26 protein-coding genes and 5 tRNA genes are annotated in these 26,037 nt (G+C 52.8%); 24 read left to right on the plus strand and 7 right to left on the minus strand.

The window, feature by feature from the left end; genetic code table 11:
* Window positions 1-118: 118 nt before the first annotated feature.
* Window positions 119-1,330 (plus strand): GGDEF domain-containing protein, encoded by a 1,212-nt coding sequence (locus ACMAZB_RS02645; RefSeq protein ID WP_435219311.1) that lies wholly within the window; start codon window positions 119-121, stop codon window positions 1,328-1,330.
* Here the strand turns inward: ACMAZB_RS02645 and ACMAZB_RS02650 are convergent.
* Window positions 1,327-1,746 carry an RNA-binding S4 domain-containing protein gene (locus ACMAZB_RS02650; protein WP_435219312.1) on the minus strand — a complete coding sequence of 140 codons (420 nt, stop codon included), beginning with the start codon at window positions 1,744-1,746 and terminating at the stop codon, window positions 1,327-1,329. The two genes, ACMAZB_RS02645 and ACMAZB_RS02650, sit on opposite strands and share 4 nt — an antisense overlap.
* On the minus strand, window positions 1,736-2,443 hold the full coding sequence (gene yrfG, locus ACMAZB_RS02655) for a GMP/IMP nucleotidase (RefSeq protein ID WP_435219313.1): 708 nt from the start codon (window positions 2,441-2,443) through the stop codon (window positions 1,736-1,738). The genes ACMAZB_RS02650 and yrfG overlap by 11 nt, the downstream gene beginning before the upstream one ends.
* Between yrfG and ACMAZB_RS02660 the strand changes: the two genes are divergently transcribed.
* Window positions 2,442-3,413 (plus strand): 3'(2'),5'-bisphosphate nucleotidase CysQ family protein, encoded by a 972-nt coding sequence (locus ACMAZB_RS02660; protein WP_435219314.1) that lies wholly within the window; start codon window positions 2,442-2,444, stop codon window positions 3,411-3,413. The two genes, yrfG and ACMAZB_RS02660, sit on opposite strands and share 2 nt — an antisense overlap.
* On the plus strand, window positions 3,406-3,642 hold the full coding sequence (locus ACMAZB_RS02665) for a YdcH family protein (RefSeq protein WP_435214198.1): 237 nt from the start codon (window positions 3,406-3,408) through the stop codon (window positions 3,640-3,642). Before ACMAZB_RS02660 ends, ACMAZB_RS02665 begins: the two co-directional genes overlap by 8 nt.
* Window positions 3,643-3,660: 18 nt before the next feature.
* Here ACMAZB_RS02665 and ACMAZB_RS02670 read toward each other — a convergent pair whose 3' ends face one another.
* From ACMAZB_RS02670 to ACMAZB_RS02680, 3 genes are read right to left on the minus strand one after another with little or no spacing between them, the layout of a single operon-like run.
* On the minus strand, window positions 3,661-4,146 hold the full coding sequence (locus tag ACMAZB_RS02670; protein ID WP_435219315.1) for a methylated-DNA--[protein]-cysteine S-methyltransferase: 486 nt from the start codon (window positions 4,144-4,146) through the stop codon (window positions 3,661-3,663).
* A 3-nt stretch (window positions 4,147-4,149) separates the two neighbouring features.
* A complete protein-coding gene (locus tag ACMAZB_RS02675; protein ID WP_435219316.1) occupies window positions 4,150-5,721 on the minus strand; it encodes a cation:proton antiporter domain-containing protein in 1,572 nt (523 codons plus the stop codon).
* A gap of 18 nt (window positions 5,722-5,739) precedes the next feature.
* Window positions 5,740-6,126: a hypothetical protein gene (locus tag ACMAZB_RS02680; protein WP_435219317.1), complete on the minus strand. Its 387-nt coding sequence runs from the start codon at window positions 6,124-6,126 to the stop codon at window positions 5,740-5,742.
* Window positions 6,127-6,187: 61 nt separating this feature from the next.
* Here ACMAZB_RS02680 and ACMAZB_RS02685 point away from each other — a divergent pair, with 61 nt between their 5' ends.
* The 3 genes from ACMAZB_RS02685 (at window position 6,188) to ACMAZB_RS02695 (ending at window position 7,889) form a co-directional block, all read left to right on the plus strand.
* Window positions 6,188-7,015 carry a biotin--[acetyl-CoA-carboxylase] ligase gene (locus tag ACMAZB_RS02685; protein ID WP_435219318.1) on the plus strand — a complete coding sequence of 276 codons (828 nt, stop codon included), beginning with the start codon at window positions 6,188-6,190 and terminating at the stop codon, window positions 7,013-7,015.
* On the plus strand, window positions 7,012-7,746 hold the full coding sequence (locus ACMAZB_RS02690; RefSeq protein WP_435219319.1) for a type III pantothenate kinase: 735 nt from the start codon (window positions 7,012-7,014) through the stop codon (window positions 7,744-7,746). The genes ACMAZB_RS02685 and ACMAZB_RS02690 overlap by 4 nt, the downstream gene beginning before the upstream one ends.
* Before the next feature lie 67 nt (window positions 7,747-7,813).
* Window positions 7,814-7,889 (plus strand) — tRNA-Thr (locus ACMAZB_RS02695).
* A 120-nt stretch (window positions 7,890-8,009) separates the two neighbouring features.
* Here the strand turns inward: ACMAZB_RS02695 and ACMAZB_RS02700 are convergent.
* Window positions 8,010-8,159, minus strand: coding sequence for a hypothetical protein (locus tag ACMAZB_RS02700; RefSeq protein ID WP_435219320.1), 150 nt, complete (start codon window positions 8,157-8,159; stop codon window positions 8,010-8,012).
* Between the two features lie 42 nt (window positions 8,160-8,201).
* Window positions 8,202-8,546, minus strand: coding sequence for a hypothetical protein (locus ACMAZB_RS02705; protein WP_435219321.1), 345 nt, complete (start codon window positions 8,544-8,546; stop codon window positions 8,202-8,204).
* Between the two features lie 313 nt (window positions 8,547-8,859).
* Between ACMAZB_RS02705 and ACMAZB_RS02710 the strand changes: the two genes are divergently transcribed.
* The 18 genes from ACMAZB_RS02710 to rpsG all read left to right on the plus strand — a co-directional run bounded on the left by ACMAZB_RS02710 (window position 8,860) and on the right by rpsG (window position 26,036).
* Window positions 8,860-9,318 carry a GNAT family N-acetyltransferase gene (locus tag ACMAZB_RS02710; RefSeq protein WP_435219322.1) on the plus strand — a complete coding sequence of 153 codons (459 nt, stop codon included), beginning with the start codon at window positions 8,860-8,862 and terminating at the stop codon, window positions 9,316-9,318.
* Between the two features lie 85 nt (window positions 9,319-9,403).
* Entirely contained in the window at window positions 9,404-9,625 is a 222-nt protein-coding gene (locus ACMAZB_RS02715) for a hypothetical protein (RefSeq protein WP_435219323.1), read from the plus strand.
* 84 nt (window positions 9,626-9,709) lie between these two features.
* Window positions 9,710-10,471: an SDR family oxidoreductase gene (locus ACMAZB_RS02720; protein WP_435219324.1), complete on the plus strand. Its 762-nt coding sequence runs from the start codon at window positions 9,710-9,712 to the stop codon at window positions 10,469-10,471.
* A gap of 648 nt (window positions 10,472-11,119) precedes the next feature.
* A tRNA-Tyr gene (locus tag ACMAZB_RS02725) sits at window positions 11,120-11,203 on the plus strand.
* A gap of 70 nt (window positions 11,204-11,273) precedes the next feature.
* Window positions 11,274-11,347, plus strand: a tRNA-Gly gene (locus ACMAZB_RS02730).
* A gap of 25 nt (window positions 11,348-11,372) precedes the next feature.
* Window positions 11,373-11,448 (plus strand) — tRNA-Thr (locus tag ACMAZB_RS02735).
* Window positions 11,449-11,589: 141 nt separating this feature from the next.
* Window positions 11,590-12,813 (plus strand): elongation factor Tu, encoded by a 1,224-nt coding sequence (gene tuf, locus ACMAZB_RS02740; RefSeq protein WP_435214265.1) that lies wholly within the window; start codon window positions 11,590-11,592, stop codon window positions 12,811-12,813.
* A gap of 113 nt (window positions 12,814-12,926) precedes the next feature.
* Window positions 12,927-13,002: transfer RNA gene (locus tag ACMAZB_RS02745), tRNA-Trp, on the plus strand.
* 70 nt (window positions 13,003-13,072) lie between these two features.
* A complete protein-coding gene (secE, locus tag ACMAZB_RS02750) occupies window positions 13,073-13,432 on the plus strand; it encodes a preprotein translocase subunit SecE (protein WP_435214266.1) in 360 nt (119 codons plus the stop codon).
* Window positions 13,433-13,449: 17 nt separating this feature from the next.
* Window positions 13,450-13,983, plus strand: a complete 534-nt coding sequence (gene nusG, locus ACMAZB_RS02755) for a transcription termination/antitermination protein NusG (RefSeq protein WP_435219325.1) — start codon at window positions 13,450-13,452, stop codon at window positions 13,981-13,983.
* A gap of 126 nt (window positions 13,984-14,109) precedes the next feature.
* Window positions 14,110-14,541, plus strand: a complete 432-nt coding sequence (gene rplK, locus ACMAZB_RS02760) for a 50S ribosomal protein L11 (protein ID WP_435219326.1) — start codon at window positions 14,110-14,112, stop codon at window positions 14,539-14,541.
* Between the two features lie 2 nt (window positions 14,542-14,543).
* Window positions 14,544-15,239, plus strand: a complete 696-nt coding sequence (gene rplA / locus ACMAZB_RS02765; protein ID WP_435214271.1) for a 50S ribosomal protein L1 — start codon at window positions 14,544-14,546, stop codon at window positions 15,237-15,239.
* Window positions 15,240-15,507: 268 nt separating this feature from the next.
* Window positions 15,508-16,038, plus strand: coding sequence for a 50S ribosomal protein L10 (gene rplJ / locus ACMAZB_RS02770; protein ID WP_435214273.1), 531 nt, complete (start codon window positions 15,508-15,510; stop codon window positions 16,036-16,038).
* Window positions 16,039-16,078: 40 nt separating this feature from the next.
* Window positions 16,079-16,462 carry a 50S ribosomal protein L7/L12 gene (rplL, locus tag ACMAZB_RS02775; protein WP_435219327.1) on the plus strand — a complete coding sequence of 128 codons (384 nt, stop codon included), beginning with the start codon at window positions 16,079-16,081 and terminating at the stop codon, window positions 16,460-16,462.
* Window positions 16,463-16,587: 125 nt separating this feature from the next.
* Window positions 16,588-20,679 (plus strand): DNA-directed RNA polymerase subunit beta, encoded by a 4,092-nt coding sequence (gene rpoB / locus ACMAZB_RS02780; RefSeq protein ID WP_435219328.1) that lies wholly within the window; start codon window positions 16,588-16,590, stop codon window positions 20,677-20,679.
* A gap of 12 nt (window positions 20,680-20,691) precedes the next feature.
* Window positions 20,692-24,924 (plus strand): DNA-directed RNA polymerase subunit beta', encoded by a 4,233-nt coding sequence (gene rpoC, locus ACMAZB_RS02785; protein ID WP_435219329.1) that lies wholly within the window; start codon window positions 20,692-20,694, stop codon window positions 24,922-24,924.
* Window positions 24,925-25,065: 141 nt separating this feature from the next.
* A complete protein-coding gene (gene rpsL, locus ACMAZB_RS02790) occupies window positions 25,066-25,437 on the plus strand; it encodes a 30S ribosomal protein S12 (protein WP_007233528.1) in 372 nt (123 codons plus the stop codon).
* Window positions 25,438-25,565: 128 nt separating this feature from the next.
* A complete protein-coding gene (gene rpsG / locus ACMAZB_RS02795; RefSeq protein WP_007233529.1) occupies window positions 25,566-26,036 on the plus strand; it encodes a 30S ribosomal protein S7 in 471 nt (156 codons plus the stop codon).
* Window position 26,037 lies beyond the last annotated feature (1 nt).

Consider the following 26,037-nt stretch of genomic DNA (forward strand, 5'->3'; position numbering starts at 1 on the left):
TAATTAGGCCCTAAAAGGCATAAAAAAACACTAATAAGTGGCTACTTTTGCCATTTATTTGAGATAAATGTTTAGACCTGCGCTAAAGTTTTAACCAGCGGAGGCAAAGATAAGCGATATGCTGTACCAGAGAAAAATTTCTAAGGGCGATGCGTTGTCAGCGAAGCTGGGGTTTCAGCTTCAGACCACTCGTTATGTTTTGGCAGGCACTCAAATGTTGGGTGTTTGTGGCGGCATGTTTTTACTTTGGTACCAGTCTGTTCCGTTGCCCACGCCAGCTTGGGGCGTTGGAATGTTGATCTTATCTTTCATTCAGTCTCTGCACATGAGCCAAGCGCTGGAAAGTCAGCGCCACATCACGGCGGTAGGTCCGGTGCTCAGGGAGCTGCTGGTTTCCGCGGCAATAGGCGGTTTTGCGTGGTCTGCTACGGTAATCTGGATGGGCGAATACCTGTCAGACGAGGTGCTGTATGCGCTGGTTATGATCATGGTGATCATTACGGTTGCGACGGTGGCTGCGACCGCGGTAGTGCGAGAGTTTTATCTCGTTTGGCTGTGTTCTTCGCTCATACCGGTTGCTTGTTGGCTGGCGTGGACTGCTGATGCTAGGCCCTTCAACCTGATTTTTGCCGCCGTGCTCTGGGGCTTGGCGATCCTCATGGCCGTTTTGAGTTACGGAATCAGTCGTTCTTTCACGCAAATGGTTGAATCAGGCCTCGAGCGTGAAGCCATGGCTAAAGACATGGCAGGATTTTCAGAAACACTGCGGGCAAAGAATACTCAGCTTCAAGAAGCCAGGAAGCAACTTGCAGACCTTGCGAAACTCGACGAGTTAACAGGTCTTCGCAACCGGAGGGGAGCGGACAAGGCTTTCGATATGGAGGTCAGTCGCGCGCAACGTGGTGGCAGTTCGATCGCCGTCATTATGATCGACGTCGATCACTTTAAAGCCTACAACGATACCTATGGCCATCCTGCTGGAGATGACGTCCTCAAGCGAATAGCGGGTGTTCTGCGGTCTGTAACCGCGCGGGCCGGAGAGTTGGCTATTCGGATGGGGGGAGAAGAATTTTTGCTTCTGCTGCCTGGGGCGAATCAGGCTGACGCGCTGGTTGCGGGCGAGAGAATACGAACTAGGATCATGTCTCTAGAAATTGAACACTCTGCGTCTCCCTCAGGTTCGATAGTCACTGTGTCTCAAGGAGTTGTGGCCTGTATCCCCTCCATGACCACTGAGTTCAAGCAACTCCTTGAGGCGGCTGATAAAGCGCTCTATTCCAGTAAAGAAGGGGGTCGCAATACGGTGACACTGTCGCCTTTCAGACCTTAGTCATCCTCTGAGGCTGGGCCGCCACCGCGCCGCAGGCGACTGATCTGTCGTCGCTCATGTTTGTCGGGACGGTGATTAGGTTTATTGAGACCTCCCGCGGCACGGCGCAGCAGGGCCTCTTTCTCCCGCCGCGCAACACTATCTTCGGATTCTTCATACAAGGTCTGGGCGACTGCGGCGGGGCCTCTCTGGTCGCTTAGGCTGCGTATTGTGATCTCTTTTTCATCCCAACCTTGCCGTATTGTCAGTTGGTCGCCGATGGCAATTTCTCGACTGACTTTTACCCGCTGTCCATCAAGTTGTACTTTGCCACCTTCGATGGCGGCCTTGGCGAGGCTGCGGGTTTTAAAAAAACGCGCAGCCCAAAGCCATTTATCGACGCGCACTTTGGCGGTTTTGGTTTGTTTATCCGTCAAAATGGGGCAACCCTTCAAATAGCTCGTCGAAGTGGAGTACGGCTGGGTAACGTGTCTCAGTGCGCTGGCGTTGACTGCTGTCGGGTTGGCGCAACGTAATTAGATGCGCTACGCCATAAATCTCGGCCGATGCCAGCACTGATTCGGAGTCATCAATGAACAAAGTACGCTGCGGTTCAAATGCGCTAGCAGCTTGAAGCTCTTGCCAAAATGCTTGGTACTCCTTGGGTGCATTGAAACTGTGGGAGGTAAAAACCTTATCCAACCAAGGCTCGAGATGCACTTGCTCTAACTTAATACGCAGGGTGTCTGGATGGGCATTAGTGATCAAAACAACCTCACAGTGACTCGCACGCAACCTGCGCAGAAAATTTTCGGCTTCCGGCCGCCAACCGATGTTGGCGGCGTGCTGACGTTTTAATTGTGCAATATCGAAACCAACAACGTTGGACCAAAAATCAAGGCAGTACCAATTGAGATGCCCACTTTCCCTTGCATGAATAGGGTTGAGGTAGGCCTTCGCCGCCTCAAGATCGATGCCTTGAGTTTGGGCGTAGGTGGCTGGAACGATCTCGGTCCAGAATTCGGTATCGAAGCGAAGATCTAGCAAGGTACCGTCCATATCAAGCAGCACCGTATCAATGTTTGACCAGTCCACGCCCAGAACAGATTTATCGTTATGCACACTCAGTGCCATGGCAATGTTACCCTTTCATGCAATGGATATATTAAAACACGCGATACCACCCCCCCCGGCGTTACCCGCAGGTTTTGAGGCCTTGCCTGGCGATTTAACAGCGAAACTGCTGTCACTTTTGGCCCGAACCTCCGAAGCCTTGGTAGGTTACTACCAAGACACCGAATCTGTGTCAGTGGACCGAAAGGCAGATCGCAGCCCGGTGACCACAGCTGACCACAGCGCCCATGCAATTTTGGCTCAGGGGCTGGCAGCGTTGACGCCCGATATCCCTTTCTTATCTGAGGAATCTTCGTCTGAAGAGATACGCGACCGGCATAACTGGCGGATTTGCTGGATGGTCGATCCTTTAGATGGTACCCGGGAGTTTTTGGAGCGCACGGGGGAATTCACCGTAAATGTTGCCCTGATAGTTGATCAGAGGCCTATTTTGGGATTCATCGCGCAGCCCCTCGAGAAACAATGTTACCTGGGTATACCGGGGTCAGGGTTGTGGCGCTGTGCAGGTGATGATTTTGACCGGCTCTCTGCGCTGGCCCCAAGTGCTATGCAGGGCGAAAGTATCCGCATGTTGGCCAGTCAGAGACACAGTCCTAAACGTGTTGCAGCGCTAACTGAGCGGCTGGCCGGCTCGGGTCTGCCTGTTAAGCGAGTTAACGCCGGCAGCGCCCTGAAGTTTTTTGCCCTCGTCGATGGGCGAGCCGATATTTATCCCCGCAGTTCACCCTGTTATGAATGGGACGTAGCCGCTGGAGATGCATTGGTTCGAGCGGCTGGAGGTGAGGTTTTGTCCGAACTGGGATTGCCTTTGGCCTATAATAATCGTGACACACTCTTGGTACACTACTTCGTTGCAGCGGTACCTTCTGGGTTACCTTTGCTCCCCTTGCTTGAAGGGGCGCACGATTTATTTAATGAGTCACGCGATGTGCATGCGTCCAATGTTGTAGAGGACCTGGGTAATGGCTAACGAGAACGAGCCTGCTGAAAACGACGCCGCTAATGAGGAGATGACTCCCGCTATGCGTCTGATGGTGCTGCAGTCCAAGCACCGTGGGCTCGATCAAAAAATCTCTGAATTACAGCTGCAGTCCTACCACAACCAACTTCTTATCCAGCGGCTCAAGAAAGAAAAGCTCAGATTGAGAGATGCCATTGAGCGGATCAAGGACGAAATGATCCCTGACCTCAATGCCTGACACTAATATCTGAGGGTTTCAGCACAAAATTGACCCCTCGTGGGTGAGTAGCCATTCTTTGCGATCCAAACCTCCGGCAAACCCCGTGAGATCACCGCTGCTGCCCAAAATGCGGTGGCACGGGATTATCAGGGAAATGGGATTGCGCCCCACCGCGCTGCCAACGGCTCTCGGGGCGGTAGGGGGATCCAGTCTTAGGGCGAGCTGTCCGTAACTCAGAGTCTGGCCAAAAGAAATATCCATCAATCGCCGCCAAACGCGTTGCTGAAAGGCCGTGCCCGCCGGTGCCACTGGTATATCAAACGCAGTTAGTTGCCCATCAAAGTAAGCCTGAAGTTGTCTCGCGCATTCATCGAGTAGCGCAGAGGAACGAATCGATGAACCCGTGGTTACGGCATCGTCAAAATCCCAGCCAACACTCTCGACGGCATGAGCGCTACCGGTAATAGTTAAAGGCCCCAGCGGGCTGCTTATTTGGGTACGGTAAGCCACGGATTCGGCCATTGTTTATTGATCTCCCGAGTCGCTGGCGTTGCTGGCGTGTGCGGCAAAACCGGCTCCCGCTTGAGCGTAAAGATTAAAGGCTGAAATGCCTAAGGAACGCAGTTGCTCAGAATGCTCTTCATGTCTTACCACTGACGCAATGTCACCGGCATACCCCATGGATCGAATGAGTTCAGCGACCATGATATTTTCAGGGTGGTTAGTGAGAGCGAGCATAATGACCTCCACCTCTTTAAGGTTTATGCGGACCCAAAAGTCTGGATCGGAGGCATCGGCGCAGATAACCCGGCGTTGTTCTAGCTGGTGGTGGGTAACCTTTTCTAGAGAGGTTTCTACGCCCAATACTGCTTCACCCAAGCGAGGTGCTAGAGCCTCATAAGCGCCGGTGCCCACTCGACCCATTCCCAAGATAACGGTGTTGACGTGATCGGTGGGTTCGTAGGTATCCATTAATTGCATCGACCTATGACCCAGTAGCTGATCGCGGTATTTTCTGTAAAAACCATGGGACGCTTTACTCATTGGTGCAGCCAGTAAAAAGCTTATGGCGAGGGCAATTGAAAGTGTTGAACTCCAAACGGGGGCGACCCAACCCAATCCTGCGGCCACTGCGATAACGATGAGTCCAAACTCACTGTGGTTAGATAGCACGCTTGAGGCTAAAACAGCAGACCTCGGCGTGGTGTGCAGGCGTGTCATCAAGAAGAAGTAGAGTAAAGGCTTGCCCACAGAGACCAAGCCTAAGACTACCGCCACACCAATAAGTAGCGCTGGGGGCCAGCCGCCGAGGCCAATGGATAAGAAGAAACCGACCAGAAACAGATCTTTGAGTTGAATAAGGTTTGCAGCAAGGGCTTTAGTTTTTTGTTCTCCCGCCAGCATTGCGCCAATCAGTAAGGCACCGAGGTCGCCTTTTAATCCTACAACTTCCGATATTTCAGCAGCACCAATGGCCAGTGCTAATCCCAGCAGCGTCAGTAATTCGCCGTAGCCACTTACCGATAGGAGCTTGAGGATCAATGGTCTTGCGGGAATGATGAGCAGTAAACCCAAGGCGTAAATGCTGGGCACTTTTCCTGCAGTAATAGCCAGGAAGCTCACAGCTATCAGATCTTGAACAACTAATATGCCAATGGCGAGAATTGCATGATTAGACTGAAGTTCACCACGCTCTTGCAGGGTTTGGATGACAAATACCGTACTGGAGAAGGTGAGAGCAAAGGCAATGACAGCCGCTCCAGCCATTGACAAGTTTAGCGCTGGGAACGCTTGTGCGAGTCCAATCAGCAGCAGTAGCAGAAAGCCTTGAGAGACCACCATGTGAACAAGTGTTGTTCCCCACACGTTGAGCTTAAGGAGCGCCCTGACATCTAACTTGAGTCCGATACTAAAAAGCAGCAGCGTAATACCCAAATTGGCCAGTTGTTCCAACCAGCTGCCGGCGGTTACACCAATTTCATGAAGGACAAACCCAGCAGTGAGATAACCGATCAAGGCCGGTAGCCCCACCGCGCGACTAGCTAAACCGCACAGCAAGGCGATTAAAATGATGAGTGGTTGTGAAAAATCAGCCATGGAGGGTCACAGTACCATTCACCGGGAAGTCACCAGCGCGAACGCCGCCGTGGTAACAAGACAAACCTCTATGATGGCCATTGCTCTTGGAAGATCTGTTGTCGCAGTGACGCTATCAAGCCCGGCCAATGCCACCACCAGCGTTAAAAACAGGCTCAGTCTTGCGGTGCCCATCAAGCCGATACCCAAAAGTAACAAAACCACGCCGCGTCCGGCCTCCAAAAGGCTGGCTTCCGAGAGTGGTACCAGCCAAAGATTCGCCACTGCCAGACAACCGGCCAGAATTGCCAGAGCTGTTGCGCAGTGGCGTGATACGCGACCGAAACCCAAATTGATGACGTGCTGATTTTGGCCGGCGCTAGTTGGCGGTACGCTGCTACTCAAGTGTAATTTGGCCTTATTCATGGTCTATAGCTTAGACTGACTTGGGCCCGGAGTCAGTGGTCAATATCAACGTGGAGTTTTGATGGTCGATACCCCTCAAGTTTTAGGCAATGGTTTGCTATCTGATGCTGCGATACGTGCAAATATCGCGGGTTTGGACGCCAGCGGGCTGCGTATTGAGGTCGCAGAGGCATTGGATTCCACCAATGCCGCTTTGAAACGCAGGGCTCACTCTGAGGATATTCATGGCTTAGCCTTATTTGCAGAAACACAAACAGCGGGTCGCGGCAGACTGGGTCGGCTCTGGGTCAGTCCTCCTAAAAGTAATATTTATTTGTCATTGGGTTGGCGCATGGGCCTTGAGCCCGCTGATTTAGCTGGGCTGAGCCTTGCCTTGGGCTGTGCCATTGGCGAAGGGTTAGATCGTGAATTTGGGCTAAATATGCAGCTTAAATGGCCCAACGATCTGTATTTGGCGGGTAAAAAATGTGGGGGTGTCTTAATTGATCTTGTGCAGTCGGCGAATCAGGACTGGGTCGTCATTGTGGGGGTAGGGCTCAACGTTGCGATGTCAAAATTAGGGAGTGACGAGATTGATCAACCTTGGACTGACCTGAGCACCCATTCCACGGTAAAGGTGTCCCGTCATGAGGTGGGGGCGCGAATTCTTGAGGCCGTGGTGCCACTGCTGTCGAGCTGGCAAGTCGGCTCCTTCGGCCAGTGGCGTGATTCGTGGTCTCGAAGAGATCTAATGGCGGGAAGACAAATTAGCGTCCAGCAAGGAGGTCATGCTATTGCAGGGCGGGCTGACGGTGTGGATTTTTCCGGTGCACTGCGGGTCGTAACCAATGAAGGCTTAACCGTGGTGCAATCGGGAGAGGCGTCAATGTTGCGCGGTGAAACCCTATGAGCAAGTTATTAATTGACGTGGGTAATAGCTCGGCTAAGTGGGCCGTAGTCGATGGTTGTAATTTTAACGCGCAGCGGCACAGTGGCAGCGCCTCTGAGTTGGCAGCAGTCTTGCGGGCTGAGGTGCAAGATAGGACTTCCGTTTGGATTGCCAGTGTTAGAGGCGCACAGTTTGATCAGGCTCTGGTGTCTGAGCTGCAAGCCATAGGGTTTTCTGAGGTGCATATTTGCGGCACCGCACAGCATGAAGACGGGCTGCTTAACAGTTACGAAGAGCCATCACGTATGGGTGCCGATCGTTGGTTTGCCATGCTCGGTGCCAGAGCGTACCAGCCCGGTCCACTGCTCGTGATTGATGTAGGAAGTGCTGTCACCTGTGATTTGGTCGCGACTGACGGGCGCCACCTTGGGGGTTACATCTTCCCGGGGCCGGCTCTAATGGAAGCGGCGCTCCAGTCGAGCACCCGTAAGGTGCGTTACACCGATCGCCTTAAACCCACCATTGTGCCAGGCCAAAGCACTGCTGAGTGTGTGGCTTCTGGCATCTCAGTTGCAGTGGTGGGCGCCGTAAAACAAGTTTGTGAGCAGTATCCAGATCACCACATTATTTTAACGGGCGGCGGAGCCGCCGAGCTCCGGGCTCTGGGTCTAGGTGGAGACTGGCGACCTGATCTAGTGCTTGAGGGATTGTTAAGACGAGCCCAAGGCACGGATGTGGCTTTTACCACTTGACCCGAGGGGTTGCGATCAGCACAATCTGCGCCCCGGATCGAGAAAGCGGATTCGGGACACGCGTTAGGCTGGCGTAGCTCAGTAGGTAGAGCAGCTGATTTGTAATCAGCCGGTCGGGGGTTCGATTCCTCTCGCCAGCTCCATTCTCTTTTTAGACCCCTTTGTATCCCCTGAAAACACTAGGTTTCGGCTTAGGCGTGGGCTGCTGTTGGATGCTCGTGGGTCACACTGTGCTCCACTGCTGCGCCCTTTTAATTTCTTCATCAAAAAGCCTCTTTCTCGGCGCGTCCAATCGGCTGAATATAGCTAGGGAGTGTGAGGGCCATCGAGGCTGGGTTCTCGGGAACCCGTTGAAAGTAGCCCAAAGGTTTATTCCGTCGAGGCCCAAATAGCGCTAGCGTATCTGTGTGCATGGAAGCGCTTCGTGTGTTTCTCAAAGCATTGCTAATTTGACCTTACATTTCGAACTCGTACTTCGATTTAGTCTCGCGGGCCTTTTGGTAGTGCCCGGTGAGTTCTAGAGACACCGGAGCCGACCAAAGTACGCCTGCTGGTGCTAACGTAACCGGGAAACATCCTGTCCCTCCAGTAATTGACCCATATGCGAGAAGCTCCTTTGCAACGTATGCTTCAAGTGCGAAGAACCCGCTTACGGGAACTGGAGTCAGCCTCATGGGGTATTCACAGTGCACAGGCTTAAGTCCTAAATCTTCGGCATAAGATACGTCTCCCAGTGCAGGCTCTTGGGTGAGCTGGGCAATTATGGTGTCACCAGTTACGAGGTGGATGAGGTAAAGCATGGTTCTCTCCTTGGTTCAGTTCACAGCCGTCCATGGCTGACCTAGATCCTTCCTTGAGTGCTAAGCATCCTTTTAGGCAACGGTTGGTGCTGGGCTTAAAACGCCAACCTCTATGCCGATTCCGCCGGCGATGAAAAACGGATGCCTATAACTGAGTCGCTCGGCCGGAATCTCTAGTCACATTGCAGTGAGTTTTGATCCCGCTTATCGAGACGCTGGGGGAGAGGGCTGTCGCTGTTTTTTTTGGCTCGCTCTCGATGACTGTGGTAGAACCAAAATCATCAGACGTTAGAAAACTTTGAAGGAGGCGGGTATGTCGTCGCAATTTCAGTATCGTGAGGCTGCGTTGCCAGACCTCAAGGGCGTGGCCTCCCTATTTGATGCTTACCGGCAATTCTACAGTTGTGAACCCGCTCTAGAGTCTGCTGAAGCTTGGCTTAGCACCAACTTCACCGATCGCCGGTCGACAGTTTTTGTCGCCGAGGATGCGGATGCAAACTTGGTGGGCTTTACCCAACTGTATCCCGCGTTGTGCTCGGTAGATTTGGTACGCTATTTCGTTTTGTATGATCTTTATGTCGCCCCGTCACACAGAAGGCAGGGGTTGGGTCGTGGGCTGATGGCCGCGGCACAAAGCTGGGCGCTAGCTGCCGGGGGTGCGCGAATCGAATTGGAAACCGCGCGCGATAATGTGGGCGCTCAAGCGCTCTACGAGACGTTGGGGTACGAAAAAGATGAGGTATTTTACAAGTACAGCCTGGAGCTTAAGTAGGGCTTTATGTCGCGATTTGATACCACAAGCGCAATTTAGGTTGGTAGGTTAATGTTTTGTAATCAAACTCTAGGAAGCTATAGCGATGCGTAAAATCAATGTATGGATGATAAGCCTTCTGTTACTAACAGGTGGAACTTGGGCATTGGCAGATCAAGACAGGCGCGAGGATCGACGTGACGAGCGGGGTCGCTCAGATGAGCGTCAGGACCGACGCGATTGTCGTCAGGACGAAGGTCGTGTGGGTAAAGACAAGCGCGAATGTAAGCAGGACGAAGTCCGTGATGGTCCTAAGGGCAATCGATAAGTTTTCTGGGGCAGATTTCATTCTGCCCCAAGGGTAAAACCTTCAGGTACAATCCGCGGCCTAAATAATGAACGGAGAAGCGGTGTGGATCTGACGAATAAAGTAATTGCTGTTACCGGTGGGGCTCAAGGTCTAGGTTTTGCTATGGCTAAAGGGCTTGCCGAACGCGGCGCCCGTCTGGCCTTGATCGACATGAACGCTGAACCGTTAGAGCAGGCCGCTGCGAGCCTTCGAGAGTTGGGCGCCGAGGTTGGCACCTTTGTCGCCAACGTGGCAGACGAAGACAGCGTAATAGCGGCCTTCGACGGCATTATTGATCAATTCGGAACGCTGCAGGGCCTCATTAACAACGCAGGCATTACCCGCGATGGCCTAATGCTCAAAGTCAAAGACGGTGAAGTCACAGATCGAATGAGCCTGTCCCAGTGGCAGATGGTGATCGACGTGAACCTGACCGGTGTATTCCTCTGTGGTCGCGAAGCGGCGACGCGCATGATTCAGGCCCAGTCTGAGGGTGTGATTATCAATATTTCGAGTATTTCTCGTGCAGGAAACTTCGGCCAGACGAATTACTCGGCCACCAAGGCGGGCGTTGCGGCAATGGCGGTCACCTGGGCGAAGGAACTTGCTCGTCACAACATTCGCACGGGTGCTATCGCCCCCGGCTTCATGGCGACTGAGATGGTTGCCAGCATGAAACCCGAAGCTTTGGAGAAAATGGCCTCAGGTATTCCTCTAAAGCGCCTCGGTGAGCCTGCGGAAATCGCTCAGATGGCAGTCGCCATCCTTGAAAATGATTACATTTCAGGTCGAGTGTTTGAAGTTGATGGTGGCTTGAGGTGGTAGGCCAGCGCTCATAAGACCGACTTTATTCTGATCAATATCAGCTTTACATGTCTTTTCGGCGGCGTTGGGTGCCTGCCGGGGCGCTAGGTAATTCGTTAGTGTTGAGTCCTACCCGTGCTTCAGACCCGCTAGCCCTCGCGCATTGAGCAACGCTATGAGAGCTTTCCTGCCGTTTTCGGGTGTCTTACCAGAGGTTGTGTAGATCACGGCAGGTTAAAAATTGCCTGTCTTAAAACCTTTTTGGTTGCCTGCAGTTGTTGCCGTACACCGCGTTTACGCATCAATGCGCTGCAATAACACCCATTACACGGGTGCCGTGGTGGGGTTTTTGAATAAAGGCTGAAATGCGTCTGTGGCGGGTCAATTGAGCTGCGGGCTTGCTCAGCGGTGCACTGGCGGTTAGCTGTTGCGGCTGATCGCCACTAAATTACTTCCCTTTTTATGAGGTTTTAAGCGGTTTTGCGGGGAGCATGCGATTGTCTGGGTGCGCGCTTTTTAGGGTGTCTGAGCGTTATTTTTTAGCGCCCGTACGCCACCTCTGCTACGCCGACCTTGGGAAAGCGGAGCAACGAAGTCGCAAACTGGTGAATTTATGTAAAGGTAAACGTTGACAAGGGCAGTTCACATCCCGAGAATATGCGCCCTTCCGGAGGGGTTCCCGAGTGGCCAAAGGGATCAGACTGTAAATCTGACGCGAAAGCTTCGGTGGTTCGAATCCACCCCCCTCCACCAAGATGTAGGCGTTAAGGGGTTGGATCGGTACCCCGGAACGTGTGGTGTGTGGGCCCGGGGGGAATGAGCCGCGGGTGTAGTTCAATGGTAGAACCTCAGCCTTCCAAGCTGATGATGCGGGTTCGATCCCCGCCACCCGCTCCACAGACAATTAGGAACAAAGGTTGTTGCTCATATAGCTCAGTCGGTAGAGCACTTCCTTGGTAAGGAAGAGGTCACCGGTTCAAATCCGGTTATGAGCTCCAGTTACAGTAAGACGACAAAGGCGTCTTATTGAGTAGTAACACACAGTAGGTAAGCCTACTGAGTGTATTAAACGCAGTCAAAGCGGTCCCTTAGGTCCCGTTCTGACTCACTAGTGATCAGTGTAGATAGAGAGTGTCGACATGGCGAAGGAAGCATTTGAGCGTTCGAAGCCCCACGTAAACGTGGGCACGATTGGACACGTAGACCACGGGAAAACGACGCTTACGGCGGCGCTGACACGTGTGTGTTCAGAAGTATTTGGTGGAGAGGCGGTAGCGTTTGACGGTATTGATAACGCCCCGGAAGAGCGCGAGCGTGGTATCACGATTGCGACGTCTCACGTGGAGTACGAGTCATTAGACCGTCACTACGCCCACGTTGACTGTCCCGGACACGCGGATTATGTGAAGAACATGATCACGGGTGCGGCGCAGATGGACGGCGCGATTTTGGTATGTGGCGCGACCGACGGTCCTATGCCCCAAACGCGTGAGCACATCCTGCTGTCACGTCAGGTTGGCGTTCCGTACATTGTTGTTTTCCTGAACAAAGCCGATTTGCTGGCGGAAGACTGTGGTGGCGTTGACTCTGAAGAATTTGAAGAGATGAAAGAGCTGGTAGAGATGGAGCTGCGTGAGCTGCTCGATACCTACGAGTTCCCGGGTGACGATACACCGATCATTTGTGGTTCAGCGCTGATGGCGTTGAACGGTGACGATGCGAACGGTTTGGGTACGACAGCGGTCAAGACCTTGGTTGAGACGTTGGATGCGTACATTCCTGAGCCTGAGCGTGCGATTGACCAGCCTTTCTTGATGCCGGTTGAGGACGTGTTCTCAATTTCAGGTCGTGGCACGGTTGTAACAGGTCGTGTTGAGCGCGGCATTGTTAAGGTCGGAGACGAGATCGAGATTATCGGTATTAAAGATACTCAGAAGTCGACGTGTACCGGTGTTGAGATGTTCCGCAAGCTGCTTGACGAAGGCCGTGCAGGCGAGAACGTTGGTGTTTTGTTGCGTGGTACTAAGCGTGATGACGTTGAGCGTGGTCAGGTACTGGCGATTCCAGGATCAGTAAAGCCCCACACCAAGTTTGAGGCAGAGGTTTATGTTTTGGGCAAGGATGAAGGCGGGCGTCACACGCCATTCTTCAAGGGCTACCGTCCGCAGTTTTACTTCCGTACGACGGATGTAACGGGTGCGTGTGAGTTGCCTGAGGGTATTGAGATGGTGATGCCAGGTGACAACATCCAGATGGTTGTGACATTGATTGCACCGATTGCGATGGAAGATGGCCTGCGTTTTGCGATCCGCGAGGGTGGCCGAACGGTTGGCGCTGGCGTCGTCGCTAAAATCATCGAGTAAGTCGCTGATCGTCATGCGCACCTCGGTGCGCACTAAAAATAGGCCGAACCACCCTTAAAAGGCGGTTCGGCTTCGTCGTCTTTGGTCAAAATAGACAGAGATGTTTCGTTTAAAGGCCAGTAGCTCAATTGGCAGAGCAGCGGATTCCAAATCCGCAGGTTGGGGGTTCGATTCCCTCCTGGCCTGCCAGCTCTCCACTTCGGTAGGGTGCTGGCGGTAGAAAGAGGCACCAGTGGGTGGCCTCTAATGGGAAAGGTTCATGAGTGAGGCTGCTGCAAGCAGGCTAGACCCCCTAAAGTGGGGTGTCGTCGCGGTCCTAGTGATAGCTGGGGTTGTCGGCAACAGTTATTTCGCAGATCAGTCGCTGCTTTATCGGGTGCTGGCATTGCTGGTCGCCGCCGCGGTTGCGGGATGGGTGGCCTCGACGACTGAGCGGGGCGGCGCTTTTTGGCAGCTGATAAAAGGGTCGCGAACCGAAATCCGCAAGGTTGTCTGGCCGACCCGTCAAGAGACGACCCAGACCACACTGATTGTGGTGGTGTTTGTTTTTATCATGGCTCTGATTCTCTGGGGCATTGATAGCGTGCTGGGTTGGTTAGTCGGCATGGTAATAGGTTGAGTTAGGGAGAGGCTTAGATGGCAATGCGTTGGTATGTGGTTCACGCCTTTTCCCAGTATGAAAAAAAGGTGGCGGTAGCGCTCAAGGAGCGTATCGAGCGCAATAGCATGCAGGATTACTTTGGCGAGATCATCGTCCCCACAGAAGAAGTTGTGGAGATGAAGGGCGGCCAAAAAAGAAAGAGTGAGCGGAAGTTTTTCCCCGGATACGTACTCGTGCAAATGGAGTTAAATGACGATTCCTGGCACTTGGTCAAGGAAACGCCCCGGGTGCTGGGTTTTATCGGTGGCAAGGCGGATAAACCTGCGCCGATCACTGAAGCTGAGGCCAATGCCATCTTGCAGCGCGTCGAGGCTGGAGTTGATCAACCCCGTCCCAAGACGGTATTTGAGCCAGGTGAAATGGTTCGTGTTATCGACGGGCCTTTCAACGACTTTAATGGCGTTGTTGAAGATGTGAATTATGAAAAAAGCCGCCTCAATGTGGCGGTATTGATCTTCGGGCGCTCTACGCCCGTAGAGCTAGAATTCGGCCAGGTAGAAAAATCCTGACCAAAAAGGGGTGGGCCTTGTTAAAGGCGCACCAAAACGATTCGACCCTGACGCAATCTGGGTCGTAATGGGGAGCCCAGAAGCTGATATTCAGCGCTAAGGGCGTTTGCACCCAAGGAGAAAAACATGGCGAAGAAGATAGACGGCTATATCAAGCTGCAAATCCCGGCAGGGCAGGCTAATCCTAGTCCCCCTGTGGGCCCCGCGTTGGGCCAAAAGGGCGTGAACATTATGGAATTCTGTAAGGCTTTCAATGCGGACACGCAAAGTTTGGAGCCTGGCTTGCCAATTCCCGTTGTGATCACGGTCTACAGCGATAAGTCATTTACTTTTATTAAGAAAACCCCGCCAGCCTCAATTTTATTGAAGAAGGCGTTGGGTATTAAGAGTGGGTCAGGGCGACCCAACACCGAAAAAGTCGGCAAAGTAACCCGGGCACAGCTTGAGGATATTGCGACACAAAAGTGGCCAGATCTCACTGCAGCCGATATGGACGCCGCCGTGCGCACCATCGCAGGCAGTGCACGCTCTGCTGGAATCGATGTGGTGGAGGGCTGATCATGGCTAAATTATCAAAAAGAGTTCGCGCTTTCCGAGAGAAAGTGGACGCTACCCAAGCCTATTCTCTAGATGAGGCTATTGCGCTACTGAAGGAATTCGCAACCGTGAAATTTAATGAGACGGTTGAGGTTGCAGTTAACTTGGGCGTTGATGCTCGCAAATCAGATCAAGGTGTGCGTGGCGCTACCACTTTGCCCCACGGTACCGGTTCAGTAGTCCGAGTTGCTGTGTTTACTCAGGGCGAAAACGCTGAGAAAGCTAAGGCAGCCGGAGCAGACTTTGTCGGCATGGATGAGCTCGCTGAGCAAGTCAAAGGCGGCATGATGGATTTTGATGTTGTGGTCGCTTCTCCTGATGCAATGCGCGTTGTCGGTCAGTTGGGTCAAATACTAGGCCCGCGCGGTCTCATGCCGAACCCCAAAACAGGCACAGTAACCCCTGATGTCGAGGGCGCGGTCAACAATGCCAAGGCTGGACAGATGCGTTTCCGCACGGACAAGAACGGCATTATTCAGGGCGGTATTGGCAAGGTAGCTTTCGAGGCCGATCAGCTGCGTGGCAACCTGATGGCTGTCATGGCGGATTTAAAAAAGGCTAAGCCAGCTTCTTCAAAGGGTGTGTATTTCCGCAAGGTCACCCTGTCAACAACCATGGGCCCCGGCGTCACGGTTGATCACGCAGAATTAGATTTGTAGAAAAAACGTCGCACCTTTGGGTGCGATGGGTTGCGAGTTTCGTGCTCGCGGCCGGGTGCCGAAAAGTCTATTGATGGATCGGTGCCACTTTGGAGTCTTAGGGAAAGTGTGGCTTTGCCCCGCTGAACAAAAGGCTGTCAAAGACCGTAGGTGGGGCGTTGTTCCCTTAAGTTCGTGAGGAGCCTACGCAGATGGTGACGATGTTCACCGAGGGCGGTCTGCACTGCTAGTCTGTGCTGACCATAACTGTTAATCCAGGAGTAGACCAATGGCTATTGGACTCGACGAGAAGAAGGCGATTGTTGCCGAAGTCAACGAGACCGCTGCCAGTGCACTTTCGCTTGTGGTTGCCGACGCACGTGGCGTGGCCTCAAACGATATGACTGCTCTGCGGGCAACGGCACGTGAAAGCCAAGTAGATTTGCGCGTAGTGCGCAATACGCTGGCGAAGCGGGCTTTTGAGGGAACGGAATACGAGTGTGTTAGTGACACACTTGCAGGTCCATCTCTGTTCGGCTTTTCATTAGAAGATCCGGGCGCTGCAGCAAGGTTGTTTAAAGACTTCGCCAAAACAAACGATCGTTTTGAAGTGAAGGCACTGTCATTTAGCGGAAAGCTGATGGGAGCTGACCAACTGGATGTACTAGCGAAGATGCCAACGCGAGATCAGGCATTGTCAATGTTGATGAGCGTCATGAAAGCGCCAGCAACAAAGCTTGTACAGACCATGAACGAAGTTCCCGGCAAGCTAGTTCGTACACTAGCGGCTATTCGCGATCAAAAAGAGCAAGCGAGCTGATAAATCAGCAAGCTTTCTACAATTTTCAGGAGACATTGAAATGGCACTTTCAAAAGAAGATATTCTCGACGCAATCGCAGCAATGAGCGTCATGGACGTCGTTGAGCTAATCGAAGCGATGGAAGAGAAGTTTGGCGTAACGGCAGCAGCAGCTGTAGCAGCAGCACCAGCAGCAGCGGGTGGCGGTGAAGGCGGAGCTGCAGAAGCAGAGCAGACCGAATTTGACGTGATCCTAACGTCAGCTGGTGAGAAGAAAGTCAACGTGATCAAGGTTGTTCGCGCTGTCACAGGTCTCGGCCTGAAAGAAGCTAAGGCAGTCGTTGATGGAGCCCCTGGCCCCGTCAAAGAAGGCGCTAGCAAAGACGAAGCTGAAGACATTAAGAAGCAGCTTGAAGAAGCCGGCGGTGCCGCTGAGCTTAAGTAAGACCATGATGGCCCGCTAAGGTGGGCTTAGTGGGTCGGGGTGCGTTGTGCACTTCGGCCCATTCTTGGTTTTCGTAACCGGTTACCGGTTGGAATGATTCGACAGTACATCGCTGGGGAGTTTTGATGGCTTACTCATACACTGAGAAGAAACGCATCCGTAAAGATTTCGGGTCGCTAGCAAAGGTAATGGATATACCCTACCTGCTGGCTATCCAGTTGGATTCCTATCGAAAGTTTACTCAAGATGGGGTTGAGGACGATGCGCGTGGCGAACACGGCCTGCATGCGGCCTTTAAGTCGGTGTTCCCGATCGCCAGCTACAGTGGCAATGCTGCCCTAGAGTATGTCGGCTATAAATTGGGTAAGCCCGTGTTTGACGTGGATGAATGCGTCCTGCGTGGCACCACTTACGCCTGTGCACTGCGTGTCAAAGTGCGACTGATTATTTACGATAAGGAGTCTTCCTCCAAATCGATCAAAGACATCAAAGAGCAAGATGTCTACATGGGCGAAATACCGCTCATGACCGAAAACGGCACCTTTGTGATTAACGGTACTGAGCGCGTTATTGTTTCGCAGCTACACCGTTCCCCCGGTGTCTTTTTTGACCACGATAAAGGCAAGACCCACTCGTCAGGGAAGTTGCTGTATTCCGCGAGGGTCATTCCTTACCGTGGTTCATGGTTAGATTTTGAATTTGATCCCAAGGATCAGGTTTTTGCGCGCATCGATCGCCGCCGCAAGCTGCCTGCTACCGTGCTATTACGCGCGCTTGGCTATGACAGCGAAGAAATTTTGGCGATGTTTTACGAGACGACGTCATTCCAGTTGGGCGAAGAAAACTCTAGCACTATGGCGTTGGTTCCCAAGCGTCTGCAGGGTGAAATGGCCGCCTTCGATATAATGGCAGACGATAAGCTGCTTGTTGAACGTGGACGCCGCATTACTGCTCGTCACATTAAGCAGCTTGATGCTGGTGGTATCGATTTTCTGACGGTACCCGATGAGTATTTGTTGGGTCGACGTCTGGCTAAGAATGTCGTGGACACTTCCACCGGCGAAGTGCTGGTTGAGTGTAACGTCGAGATTACCGAAGAGCTCATGGCGACGTTGCGTGAGAAAGAAATCGATACGATTGAGACGCTGTACACCAATGAAATCGATTGCGGTCCTTTCATTTCCGATACGCTAGCCGGCGATGCCTCACGCAATGCTCTTGAAGCGTTGGTAGAGATTTATCGCATGATGCGTCCTGGCGAACCACCCACGAAAGAGTCGGCCGAGAACCTTTTCCAAAACCTGTTCTTCTCTGCTGATCGCTACGATCTTTCGGGCGTTGGTCGTATGAAATTCAACCGTCGTCTGGGACGGGATTCCTCTGAAGGAATCGGTACGTTAGACCGTGAAGACATTGTTGATGTCCTTAAGGCGTTGGTGGGTATCCGTAACGGTAAGGGTGTTGTTGATGACATCGACCATTTGGGTAACCGCCGTATTCGTTCGGTCGGTGAAATGGCAGAGAACCAGTTCCGCGTCGGTCTTGTCCGAGTCGAGCGTGCTGTTAAAGAGCGGCTGTCAATGGCAGAAAGTGAAGGCCTGATGCCTCAGGACCTGATCAATGCCAAGCCGGTATCTGCAGCGGTTAAAGAATTCTTTGGTTCAAGTCAGCTCTCGCAGTTCATGGATCAAAACAACCCGCTGTCTGAAGTGACTCACAAGCGTCGTGTGTCGGCCTTGGGCCCAGGCGGTTTGACACGTGAGCGTGCTGGTTTCGAGGTTCGTGACGTACACCCCACACACTACGGTCGTGTTTGTCCTATTGAGACGCCGGAAGGTCCAAACATTGGCCTGATTAACTCTTTGGCGACCTATGCGCGAACTAATGAATACGGTTTCCTAGAAGCTCCTTACCGTAAGGTCGTGAATGGCGTCGTCACTGACGACATTGAGTACCTTTCGGCGATTAACGAAGCCGAGCACGTTATTGCTCAGGCTTCGGCGCAGATGGACGAAAAAAATCGGTTCGTGGACGATCTTATTAACGTTCGACACATGAACGAATTTACGATCAAGCCTGCGGCCGAAGTCGACTTTATGGACGTCTCTGCTAAGCAGGTGGTGTCTATTGCTGCTGCGTTGATTCCTTTCCTCGAGCACGACGATGCTAACCGGGCCCTTATGGGGTCAAACATGCAGCGTCAAGCCGTACCGACTTTGGTGGCAGATAAGCCGCTGGTGGGCACCGGTATGGAGCGCTACGTTGCTGGTGACTCTGGAGTTTGTGAGGTCGCGCGGCGTGCAGGAACGATCGACTCGGTTGATGCAAGCCGAATCGTAGTTCGTGTTGACGCCGACAATGTGGCGAAGGGCGAGTCTCCCGTCGACATTTACAACCTGACTAAGTACAAGCGGTCTAACCAGAATACCTGCATCAATCAGCGCCCGATCGTTAAGGTCGGAGATCAGATTGATCGCGGAGATATTTTGGCCGACGGTCCTTCGGTGGATATGGGTGAGCTGGCGCTGGGTCAAAATATGCGCATCGCCTTTATGCCTTGGAATGGCTATAACTTCGAGGATTCGATTCTCGTTTCAGAGCGGGTCGTGAAGGAAGATCGTTTCACAACGATCCACATTCAGGAGCTAACTTGTATTGCTCGAGACACCAAGCTGGGATCTGAAGAGATCACTGCAGACATTCCGAACGTTGGAGAGGGTGCGCTGGGTAAGCTCGACGAGTCGGGCATTGTTTACATTGGTGCTGAGGTTGACGCCGGCGATATTTTGGTCGGTAAGGTCACCCCCAAAGGCGAGACCCAGCTAACCCCTGAAGAGAAGCTGCTGCGTGCCATTTTCGGTGAGAAGGCCTCAGACGTAAAAGACACGTCTTTGCGTGTGCCTTCGAGCTATAAGGGTACCGTTATCGATGTGCAGGTGTTCACTCGAGATGGCCTCGAGAAAGATCCACGTGCCAAGCAAATCGAAAACGCTCAGCTGGCCGATTACCGCAAGGATCTACGTGAAGAACTGCGTATTTACGAGGAAGCGACTTATGCCCGACTCGCAGCATTGCTGAAGGGGCAGACCACATTGAGTGGCGGTGGCCTAGCCAAAGGCACTAAGTTGACCGATGCAGTACTGGCCGATTTAGAGCGTGAGCAGTGGTTCAAGTTGAAGCTGGGTGATGCTGAGCTCAACGATCAGTTAACTGCGGCTCAAGAGCTATTAGAAGAGCAGAATCGACAGCTGGAAGAGCGCTACGAAAGCAAGAAAGACAAGCTTTCCAGTGGCGACGATCTAGCTCCCGGCGTTCTCAAGATCGTTAAGGTGTACCTGGCGGTTAAGCGTCGGATTCAGCCAGGCGATAAAATGGCGGGACGACACGGCAACAAGGGTGTGATCTCGGTCATTATGCCGGTAGAGGATATGCCCTATGACGAGCGGGGCGAGCCGATTGATATCGTTCTCAACCCTCTGGGCGTGCCTTCTCGTATGAACGTGGGCCAGATTCTTGAGACCCACCTGGGAATGGCTGCCCATGGCTTGGGACTCAAGATCAATACCATGCTCGAACAGCAGGCTAAGGTTAGCCAGCTGCGCGATTTCCTCAAGAAAATCTATGCTCACTCGTCTGATAAGCGCCGTGATGCTGACATTGACAGCTTGACCGACAACGAGCTGTTCGAGTTGGCAGGCAACCTTCGCAAAGGCGTGCCAATGGCAACGCCTGTGTTCGATGGCGCTGCTGAGGAAGAAGTGAAATCGTTGCTGCGACTTGCAGACATTCCTGATAGCGGTCAGTTGACGCTTTACGATGGGCGTTCAGGTGACACCTTCATGCGTCCCGTCACTGTGGGATACATGTACATGCTGAAGTTGAACCACTTGGTGGACGACAAGATGCATGCTCGTTCCACAGGGTCCTACAGCCTGGTTACGCAGCAACCTCTGGGCGGTAAAGCCCAGTTTGGTGGCCAGCGGTTCGGCGAGATGGAAGTATGGGCGCTAGAGGCTTACGGCGCCGCTTACACGCTTCAGGAAATGCTAACGGTTAAGTCAGACGATGTGGCAGGACGAACCAAGATGTACAAGAACATTGTTGATGGTGATCACAAGATGGAGCCGGGAATGCCCGAGTCCTTTAATGTATTAATCAAAGAAATTCGCTCGCTCGGTATCGACATCGATCTCGAGTCCGAGTCTGAAGGCTTCTGAGGAGGATAAGACGTGAAAGATCTGCTGAATCTGCTAAGCCGGGAAAAGAGCGAAGACTTTGATGCAATCCGTATCGGTCTCGCTTCTCCGGAAATGATCCGTTCTTGGTCCTATGGTGAGGTCAAGAAGCCGGAAACAATTAACTACCGTACCTTCAAGCCCGAGCGTGATGGTTTGTTCTGCGCCAAAATCTTTGGTCCAGTAAAAGACTACGAGTGCCTGTGTGGAAAGTACAAGCGCCTTAAGCACCGCGGCGTGATCTGCGAAAAGTGTGGCGTCGAAGTAGCCCTGGCTAAAGTACGTCGCGAGCGCATGGGACACATTGAATTGGCGAGCCCCGTTGCTCACATCTGGTTCCTGAAGTCGCTTCCCTCGCGGATTGGTTTGCTGCTCGATATGACCCTTAGGGACATCGAGCGTATTCTGTATTTTGAGTCTTACGTGGTCACTGACCCGGGTCTCTCTGCTCTCGAGCAGGGGCAGTTGCTCAATGACGAGCAATACTACGAAGCCATGGAAGAGTTTGGTGACGAGTTCACTGCGAAAATGGGTGCCGAAGCCATTCAGGACCTCATGTCGCAGATCGAAATCAACCAAGAAGTTGAGCGCATTCGTGAAGAAATTCCGGCGACTAACTCTGAAACGAAGATTAAAAAGCTGTCTAAGCGATTAAAGTTACTTGAGGCATTTTCAAACTCGGGCAACGACCCCGAGTGGATGATTCTCAATGTACTGCCGGTATTACCGCCAGATCTTCGTCCGTTGGTGCCCCTGGATGGGGGTCGATTTGCGACCTCAGACCTCAACGATTTGTATCGTCGGGTTATCAACCGTAACAATCGCCTCAAGCGATTACTCGACCTCAATGCCCCTGACATTATTGTGCGCAACGAAAAGCGCATGCTGCAGGAGGCTGTTGATGCCTTGCTAGATAACGGCCGTCGCGGTCGTGCGATCACGGGATCTAATAAGCGCCCGCTGAAGTCTTTGGCAGATATGATCAAAGGCAAGCAAGGTCGCTTCCGTCAAAACCTGCTGGGCAAGCGTGTAGATTACTCAGGACGATCGGTGATTGTGACTGGCCCAACACTGCGACTGCATCAGTGTGGACTGCCCAAGAAAATGGCATTGGAGCTCTTTAAGCCGTTTATTTTTGGCAAGCTAGAGCACCGTGGTCTTGCGAGCACCATTAAAGCTGCAAAGAAGATGGTCGAGCGCGAGCCACCCGAAGTTTGGGATATCCTGGCCGAAGTGATTCGTGAGCACCCGGTTCTGCTGAACCGCGCGCCCACGTTACACCGGTTAGGCATTCAGGCCTTTGAGCCTGTGCTTATTGAGGGCAAGGCGATCCAGCTGCATCCCTTGGTTTGTGCCGCCTACAACGCAGACTTCGACGGCGATCAAATGGCCGTTCACGTACCCCTGACACTCGAGGCACAACTCGAGGCGCGGGCACTTATGATGTCTACCAACAACATTCTTTCGCCCGCTTCTGGAGAGCCAATTATTGTGCCCTCGCAGGACGTGGTGCTGGGTCTTTACTTCATGACACGTGAGCGTGTGAACGCTCAGGGCGAGGGCATGATGTTTGCCGACGCCGCCGAGGCAGAGCGCGCTTATGCCGCTGGCCAGGTCGATTTGCAGGCTCGTGTTAAGGTTCGCATCAAGGAGACGCGCTTCGATTACGGCGCCGACCCAGTCACCGAAACTCGAATGGTTGATACAACCGTAGGTCGTGCACTGCTGTGGCGCATAGTCCCTGAAGGTTTGTCCTTTGACATGGTCAATCAGCCCATGGTTAAAAAGGCAATCTCTCGTATCATCAACCAGTGCTACCGGGTGGTTGGTCTGAAGTCGACGGTCGTATTTGCCGATCGACTGATGTACACGGGCTATGAATATTCCACCAAGTCAGGTTCTTCGATTGGGGTGAATGATTTTGAAATCCCTGATGAAAAAGCCAGCATGTTGGATCGCGCCAACGCGGAAGTCACCGAAATCGAAGAGCAGTACGCTGCTGGTTTGGTGACTCAGGGCGAGAAGTACAACAAGGTTATCGACATCTGGTCGCGCACCAACGACCAAGTCGCCAAGTCGATGATGGCGAGTCTTTCAAAAGAGACTGTGATCAACCGCGATGGCGAAGAGGAAGAGCAGACCAGCTTCAACTCAGTCTACATGTACGCTGACTCTGGTGCACGAGGCTCCCCAGCTCAGATCCGACAGTTGGCGGGTATGCGGGGTCTGATGGCGAAGCCAGACGGGTCAATCATTGAGACACCAATCGTGGCGAATTTCCGCGAAGGCCTTAACGTCTTGCAGTACTTCATCTCAACCCACGGTGCTCGTAAAGGCTTGGCCGATACGGCATTGAAGACGGCGAACTCTGGTTATTTGACGCGTCGTTTGGTTGATGTGGCTCAGGACGTTGTAGTGACCGAGCAGGATTGTGGTACCGATGCCGGTCTCGTCATGACCCCGGTTATTGATGGTGGTGACATTATTGAATCGCTCCCCAATCGGGTATTGGGTCGTATTGTGGCTCAGGATGTCTGTAAGCCAGGCACCGATGAAGTCATTCTTGATGCCGGCACCATGATTGACGAGCTTTGGATGCGTCGACTCGAGGAGCTCGGAATCGATGAGATCATTGTTCGTTCTCCCATAACCTGTAAAACACGTTACGGCATTTGTTCCACTTGTTATGGCCGTGATTTGGGTCGCGGTCATCAAGTTAATCTTGGTGAAGCTATTGGTGTTGTTGCGGCGCAATCTATTGGTGAACCGGGTACCCAGCTCACCATGCGTACCTTCCACATTGGTGGCGCGGCATCGGGTCAGGCGGCTCAAGACAGCATTCAGGTCAACTCTAACGGTGTGGTGAAGCTTCACAACATTAAAGTGGTAGATCGTGCTGACGGCGCCCTAGTGGCTGTATCGCGTTCGGGTGAATTGTCTATTCTTGACCACGTGGGTCGCGAGCGGGAACGCTACAAAGTGCCTTATGGTGCCGCGATTAAAGTTCGAGACGAGGCAGAGGTGACTGCGGGCGATATTGTTGCCAACTGGGATCCTCACACGCACCCCATCATTACCGAGGTGGCTGGAACGGTTAAGTTCAGCGGCATGGATGAAGGCGTCACAATCAAGCGCCAGACTGATGAGTTTACCGGCTTGAGCAGTATTTCAGTGATGGAAGCTGGAGAGCGGCCGCTGGCGGGTAAGGATATCCGTCCAGCCGTGACGTTGGTCGACTCAAAGGGAGAAGAGCTCACGTTGGCAGGTACTAACGTACCGGCACACTACTTCTTACCCGCGAATGCCCTGTTAAACCTCGAAGATGGTGCGCAAGTGGGTGTCGGTGACATCATTGCTCGTATCCCTCAAGAGGGTTCCAAGACCCGCGATATTACGGGTGGTCTTCCTCGCGTTGCCGACCTGTTTGAAGCACGAAAGCCGAAAGAGCCGGCGATTCTTGCCGAGATCTCGGGAACATTTAGTTTCGGTAAAGAGACCAAGGGTAAGCGTCGTTTGGTAATTACGCCTACCGACGGTTCGCTCTTGCCAGACGGCTCCGATCACTACGAAGTTCTTATTCCCAAATGGCGTCAGTTCACCGTCTTTGAGGGTGAGCAAGTGCAAAAGGGCGAAGTGGTCTCTGAAGGCCCTATGAGTCCTCATGACATTCTCCGCCTCAAAGGCATTGCTGCCTTGGCTGAGTACATTGTGAATGAGATTCAAGAGGTCTACCGATTGCAAGGCGTGAAGATCAATGACAAGCACATTGAAGTCATTGTTCGTCAAATGCTGCGCAAGGTCATTATTGCTTCTGCGGGTGAGTCCTCGTTTATTAAGGGTGAGCAGGTAGAGTTTACGACCTTCCTCGAAGAGTGTGATCGTGCCGAAGCGCAGGGCCATGTGCCACCGACTGCAGACCGTGAGCTGTTGGGTATTACCAAGGCGTCACTTGCTACTGAGAGCTTTATTTCTGCGGCATCTTTCCAGGAGACAACACGTGTTCTGACCGAGGCTGCTGTTACTGGTAAGCGCGATTACCTGCGTGGCTTGAAAGAGAACGTTATTGTGGGTCGCTTGATTCCAGCAGGAACGGGTTTGAGCTACCACGAAGAGCGTCGTCGCAAGCGTGCTGAGGGTGGATTGCAGATCAGTATGTCGGATGAAGAGTTCACTGAAAGCTTCGCTGACGAATTGGAGAAGGTGGAAGCTGGGGCAGACGGGGAGTAAGTCTGACCCACTAACACCATCACGCACTATCGGCCCGACATGGGTCGGCACGATAGGCAGTTGAAAACTTGTGAGCGCGTCTATAGAATGCGCGCTCTTTATTTCGGGAGGGAGACCTTCCGACTTTTTTGGAGCTTTTGAATGGCAACCGTCAATCAGCTTGTGCGCAAGCCGCGCAAGCGAAAGGTGATGAAGAGTGGCGTTCCAGCACTGCAGGCTTGTCCTCAGCGGCGTGGAGTTTGTACGCGTGTCTACACCACAACCCCTAAGAAACCCAACTCGGCATTGCGTAAAGTATGTCGAGTCCGTCTTACCAATGGATTCGAGGTCTCCTCTTACATTGGTGGAGAAGGCCACAACCTTCAGGAGCACAGTGTGGTTCTGATTCGCGGTGGACGGGTAAAAGATCTTCCGGGTGTGCGTTATCACACCGTACGGGGAAGTCTTGACACTTCGGGTGTATCTGCCCGTCGTCAAGGCCGATCAAAGTACGGCGCCAAGCGGCCTAAGTAAATTTTTAAGTCCCACGACCACCACCTTGGTGTTTGTGGGTATTCGTCGGATAAACCGACAGTAAGGCCGGAACGAGCACTCCTTAGGAGGCAGTGTCCGGGTAACCTGAAGCAATGAAGGAATAAGTCATGCCACGTAGACGTGTTGTTGCCAAACGCGAAATTCTTCCAGACCCCAAGTTTGGAAACCAGACCCTCGCAAAGTTCATGAACCATGTCATGGTTAGCGGCAAGAAATCTGTCGCTGAATCGATTGTCTATGGAGCGCTCGCTCTAGTTGAAGAGCGTACCAAGCGCGACCCTATCGAAGTCTTTGATGAAGCACTCGAAAACATCGCCCCCATGGTAGAGGTGAAGTCTCGCCGAGTTGGTGGCGCTACCTACCAAGTGCCCGTTGAAGTTCGACCCGCGCGTCGCGGAGCTCTATCGATGCGATGGCTAGCTGATTACGCCCGCAACCGTGGCGAGAAGTCTATGCGCCAGCGTTTGGCCGGCGAGATTGTTGACGCCTCACAAGGCAAGGGTAATGCGGTTAAGAAGCGTGAAGACGTGCACCGCATGGCAGAAGCTAACAAGGCCTTCTCTCACTTCCGATTCTGAC

The sequence above is a fragment of the Luminiphilus sp. nBUS_07 genome (assembly GCF_051201685.1).
Lineage (GTDB): Bacteria > Pseudomonadota > Gammaproteobacteria > Pseudomonadales > Halieaceae > Luminiphilus.

Bases quoted from the DNA above. Each gene is read 5' to 3' on its own strand.
- ACMAZB_RS02645 (WP_435219311.1), top strand. From the start codon at position 119: ATGCTGTACCAGAGAAAAATTTCTAAGGGCGATGCGTTGTCAGCGAAG.
- ACMAZB_RS02710 (WP_435219322.1), top strand. From the start codon at position 8,860: ATGTCGTCGCAATTTCAGTATCGTGAGGCTGCGTTGCCAGACCTCAAG.
- rplK (WP_435219326.1), top strand. From the start codon at position 14,110: ATGGCGAAGAAGATAGACGGCTATATCAAGCTGCAAATCCCGGCAGGG.
- rplA (WP_435214271.1), top strand. From the start codon at position 14,544: ATGGCTAAATTATCAAAAAGAGTTCGCGCTTTCCGAGAGAAAGTGGAC.
- ACMAZB_RS02715 (WP_435219323.1), top strand. From the start codon at position 9,404: ATGCGTAAAATCAATGTATGGATGATAAGCCTTCTGTTACTAACAGGT.
- secE (WP_435214266.1), top strand. From the start codon at position 13,073: ATGAGTGAGGCTGCTGCAAGCAGGCTAGACCCCCTAAAGTGGGGTGTC.
- ACMAZB_RS02670 (WP_435219315.1), bottom strand. From the start codon at position 4,146: ATGGCCGAATCCGTGGCTTACCGTACCCAAATAAGCAGCCCGCTGGGG.
- ACMAZB_RS02665 (WP_435214198.1), top strand. From the start codon at position 3,406: ATGGCTAACGAGAACGAGCCTGCTGAAAACGACGCCGCTAATGAGGAG.
- yrfG (WP_435219313.1), bottom strand. From the start codon at position 2,443: ATGGCACTGAGTGTGCATAACGATAAATCTGTTCTGGGCGTGGACTGG.
- ACMAZB_RS02660 (WP_435219314.1), top strand. From the start codon at position 2,442: ATGGCAATGTTACCCTTTCATGCAATGGATATATTAAAACACGCGATA.
- rpsG (WP_007233529.1), top strand. From the start codon at position 25,566: ATGCCACGTAGACGTGTTGTTGCCAAACGCGAAATTCTTCCAGACCCC.
- ACMAZB_RS02675 (WP_435219316.1), bottom strand. From the start codon at position 5,721: ATGGCTGATTTTTCACAACCACTCATCATTTTAATCGCCTTGCTGTGC.
- ACMAZB_RS02685 (WP_435219318.1), top strand. From the start codon at position 6,188: ATGGTCGATACCCCTCAAGTTTTAGGCAATGGTTTGCTATCTGATGCT.
- ACMAZB_RS02680 (WP_435219317.1), bottom strand. From the start codon at position 6,126: ATGAATAAGGCCAAATTACACTTGAGTAGCAGCGTACCGCCAACTAGC.
- rpsL (WP_007233528.1), top strand. From the start codon at position 25,066: ATGGCAACCGTCAATCAGCTTGTGCGCAAGCCGCGCAAGCGAAAGGTG.
- rplJ (WP_435214273.1), top strand. From the start codon at position 15,508: ATGGCTATTGGACTCGACGAGAAGAAGGCGATTGTTGCCGAAGTCAAC.
- rplL (WP_435219327.1), top strand. From the start codon at position 16,079: ATGGCACTTTCAAAAGAAGATATTCTCGACGCAATCGCAGCAATGAGC.
- ACMAZB_RS02700 (WP_435219320.1), bottom strand. From the start codon at position 8,159: ATGCACACAGATACGCTAGCGCTATTTGGGCCTCGACGGAATAAACCT.
- ACMAZB_RS02705 (WP_435219321.1), bottom strand. From the start codon at position 8,546: ATGCTTTACCTCATCCACCTCGTAACTGGTGACACCATAATTGCCCAG.
- tuf (WP_435214265.1), top strand. From the start codon at position 11,590: ATGGCGAAGGAAGCATTTGAGCGTTCGAAGCCCCACGTAAACGTGGGC.
- nusG (WP_435219325.1), top strand. From the start codon at position 13,450: ATGGCAATGCGTTGGTATGTGGTTCACGCCTTTTCCCAGTATGAAAAA.
- rpoB (WP_435219328.1), top strand. From the start codon at position 16,588: ATGGCTTACTCATACACTGAGAAGAAACGCATCCGTAAAGATTTCGGG.
- ACMAZB_RS02690 (WP_435219319.1), top strand. From the start codon at position 7,012: ATGAGCAAGTTATTAATTGACGTGGGTAATAGCTCGGCTAAGTGGGCC.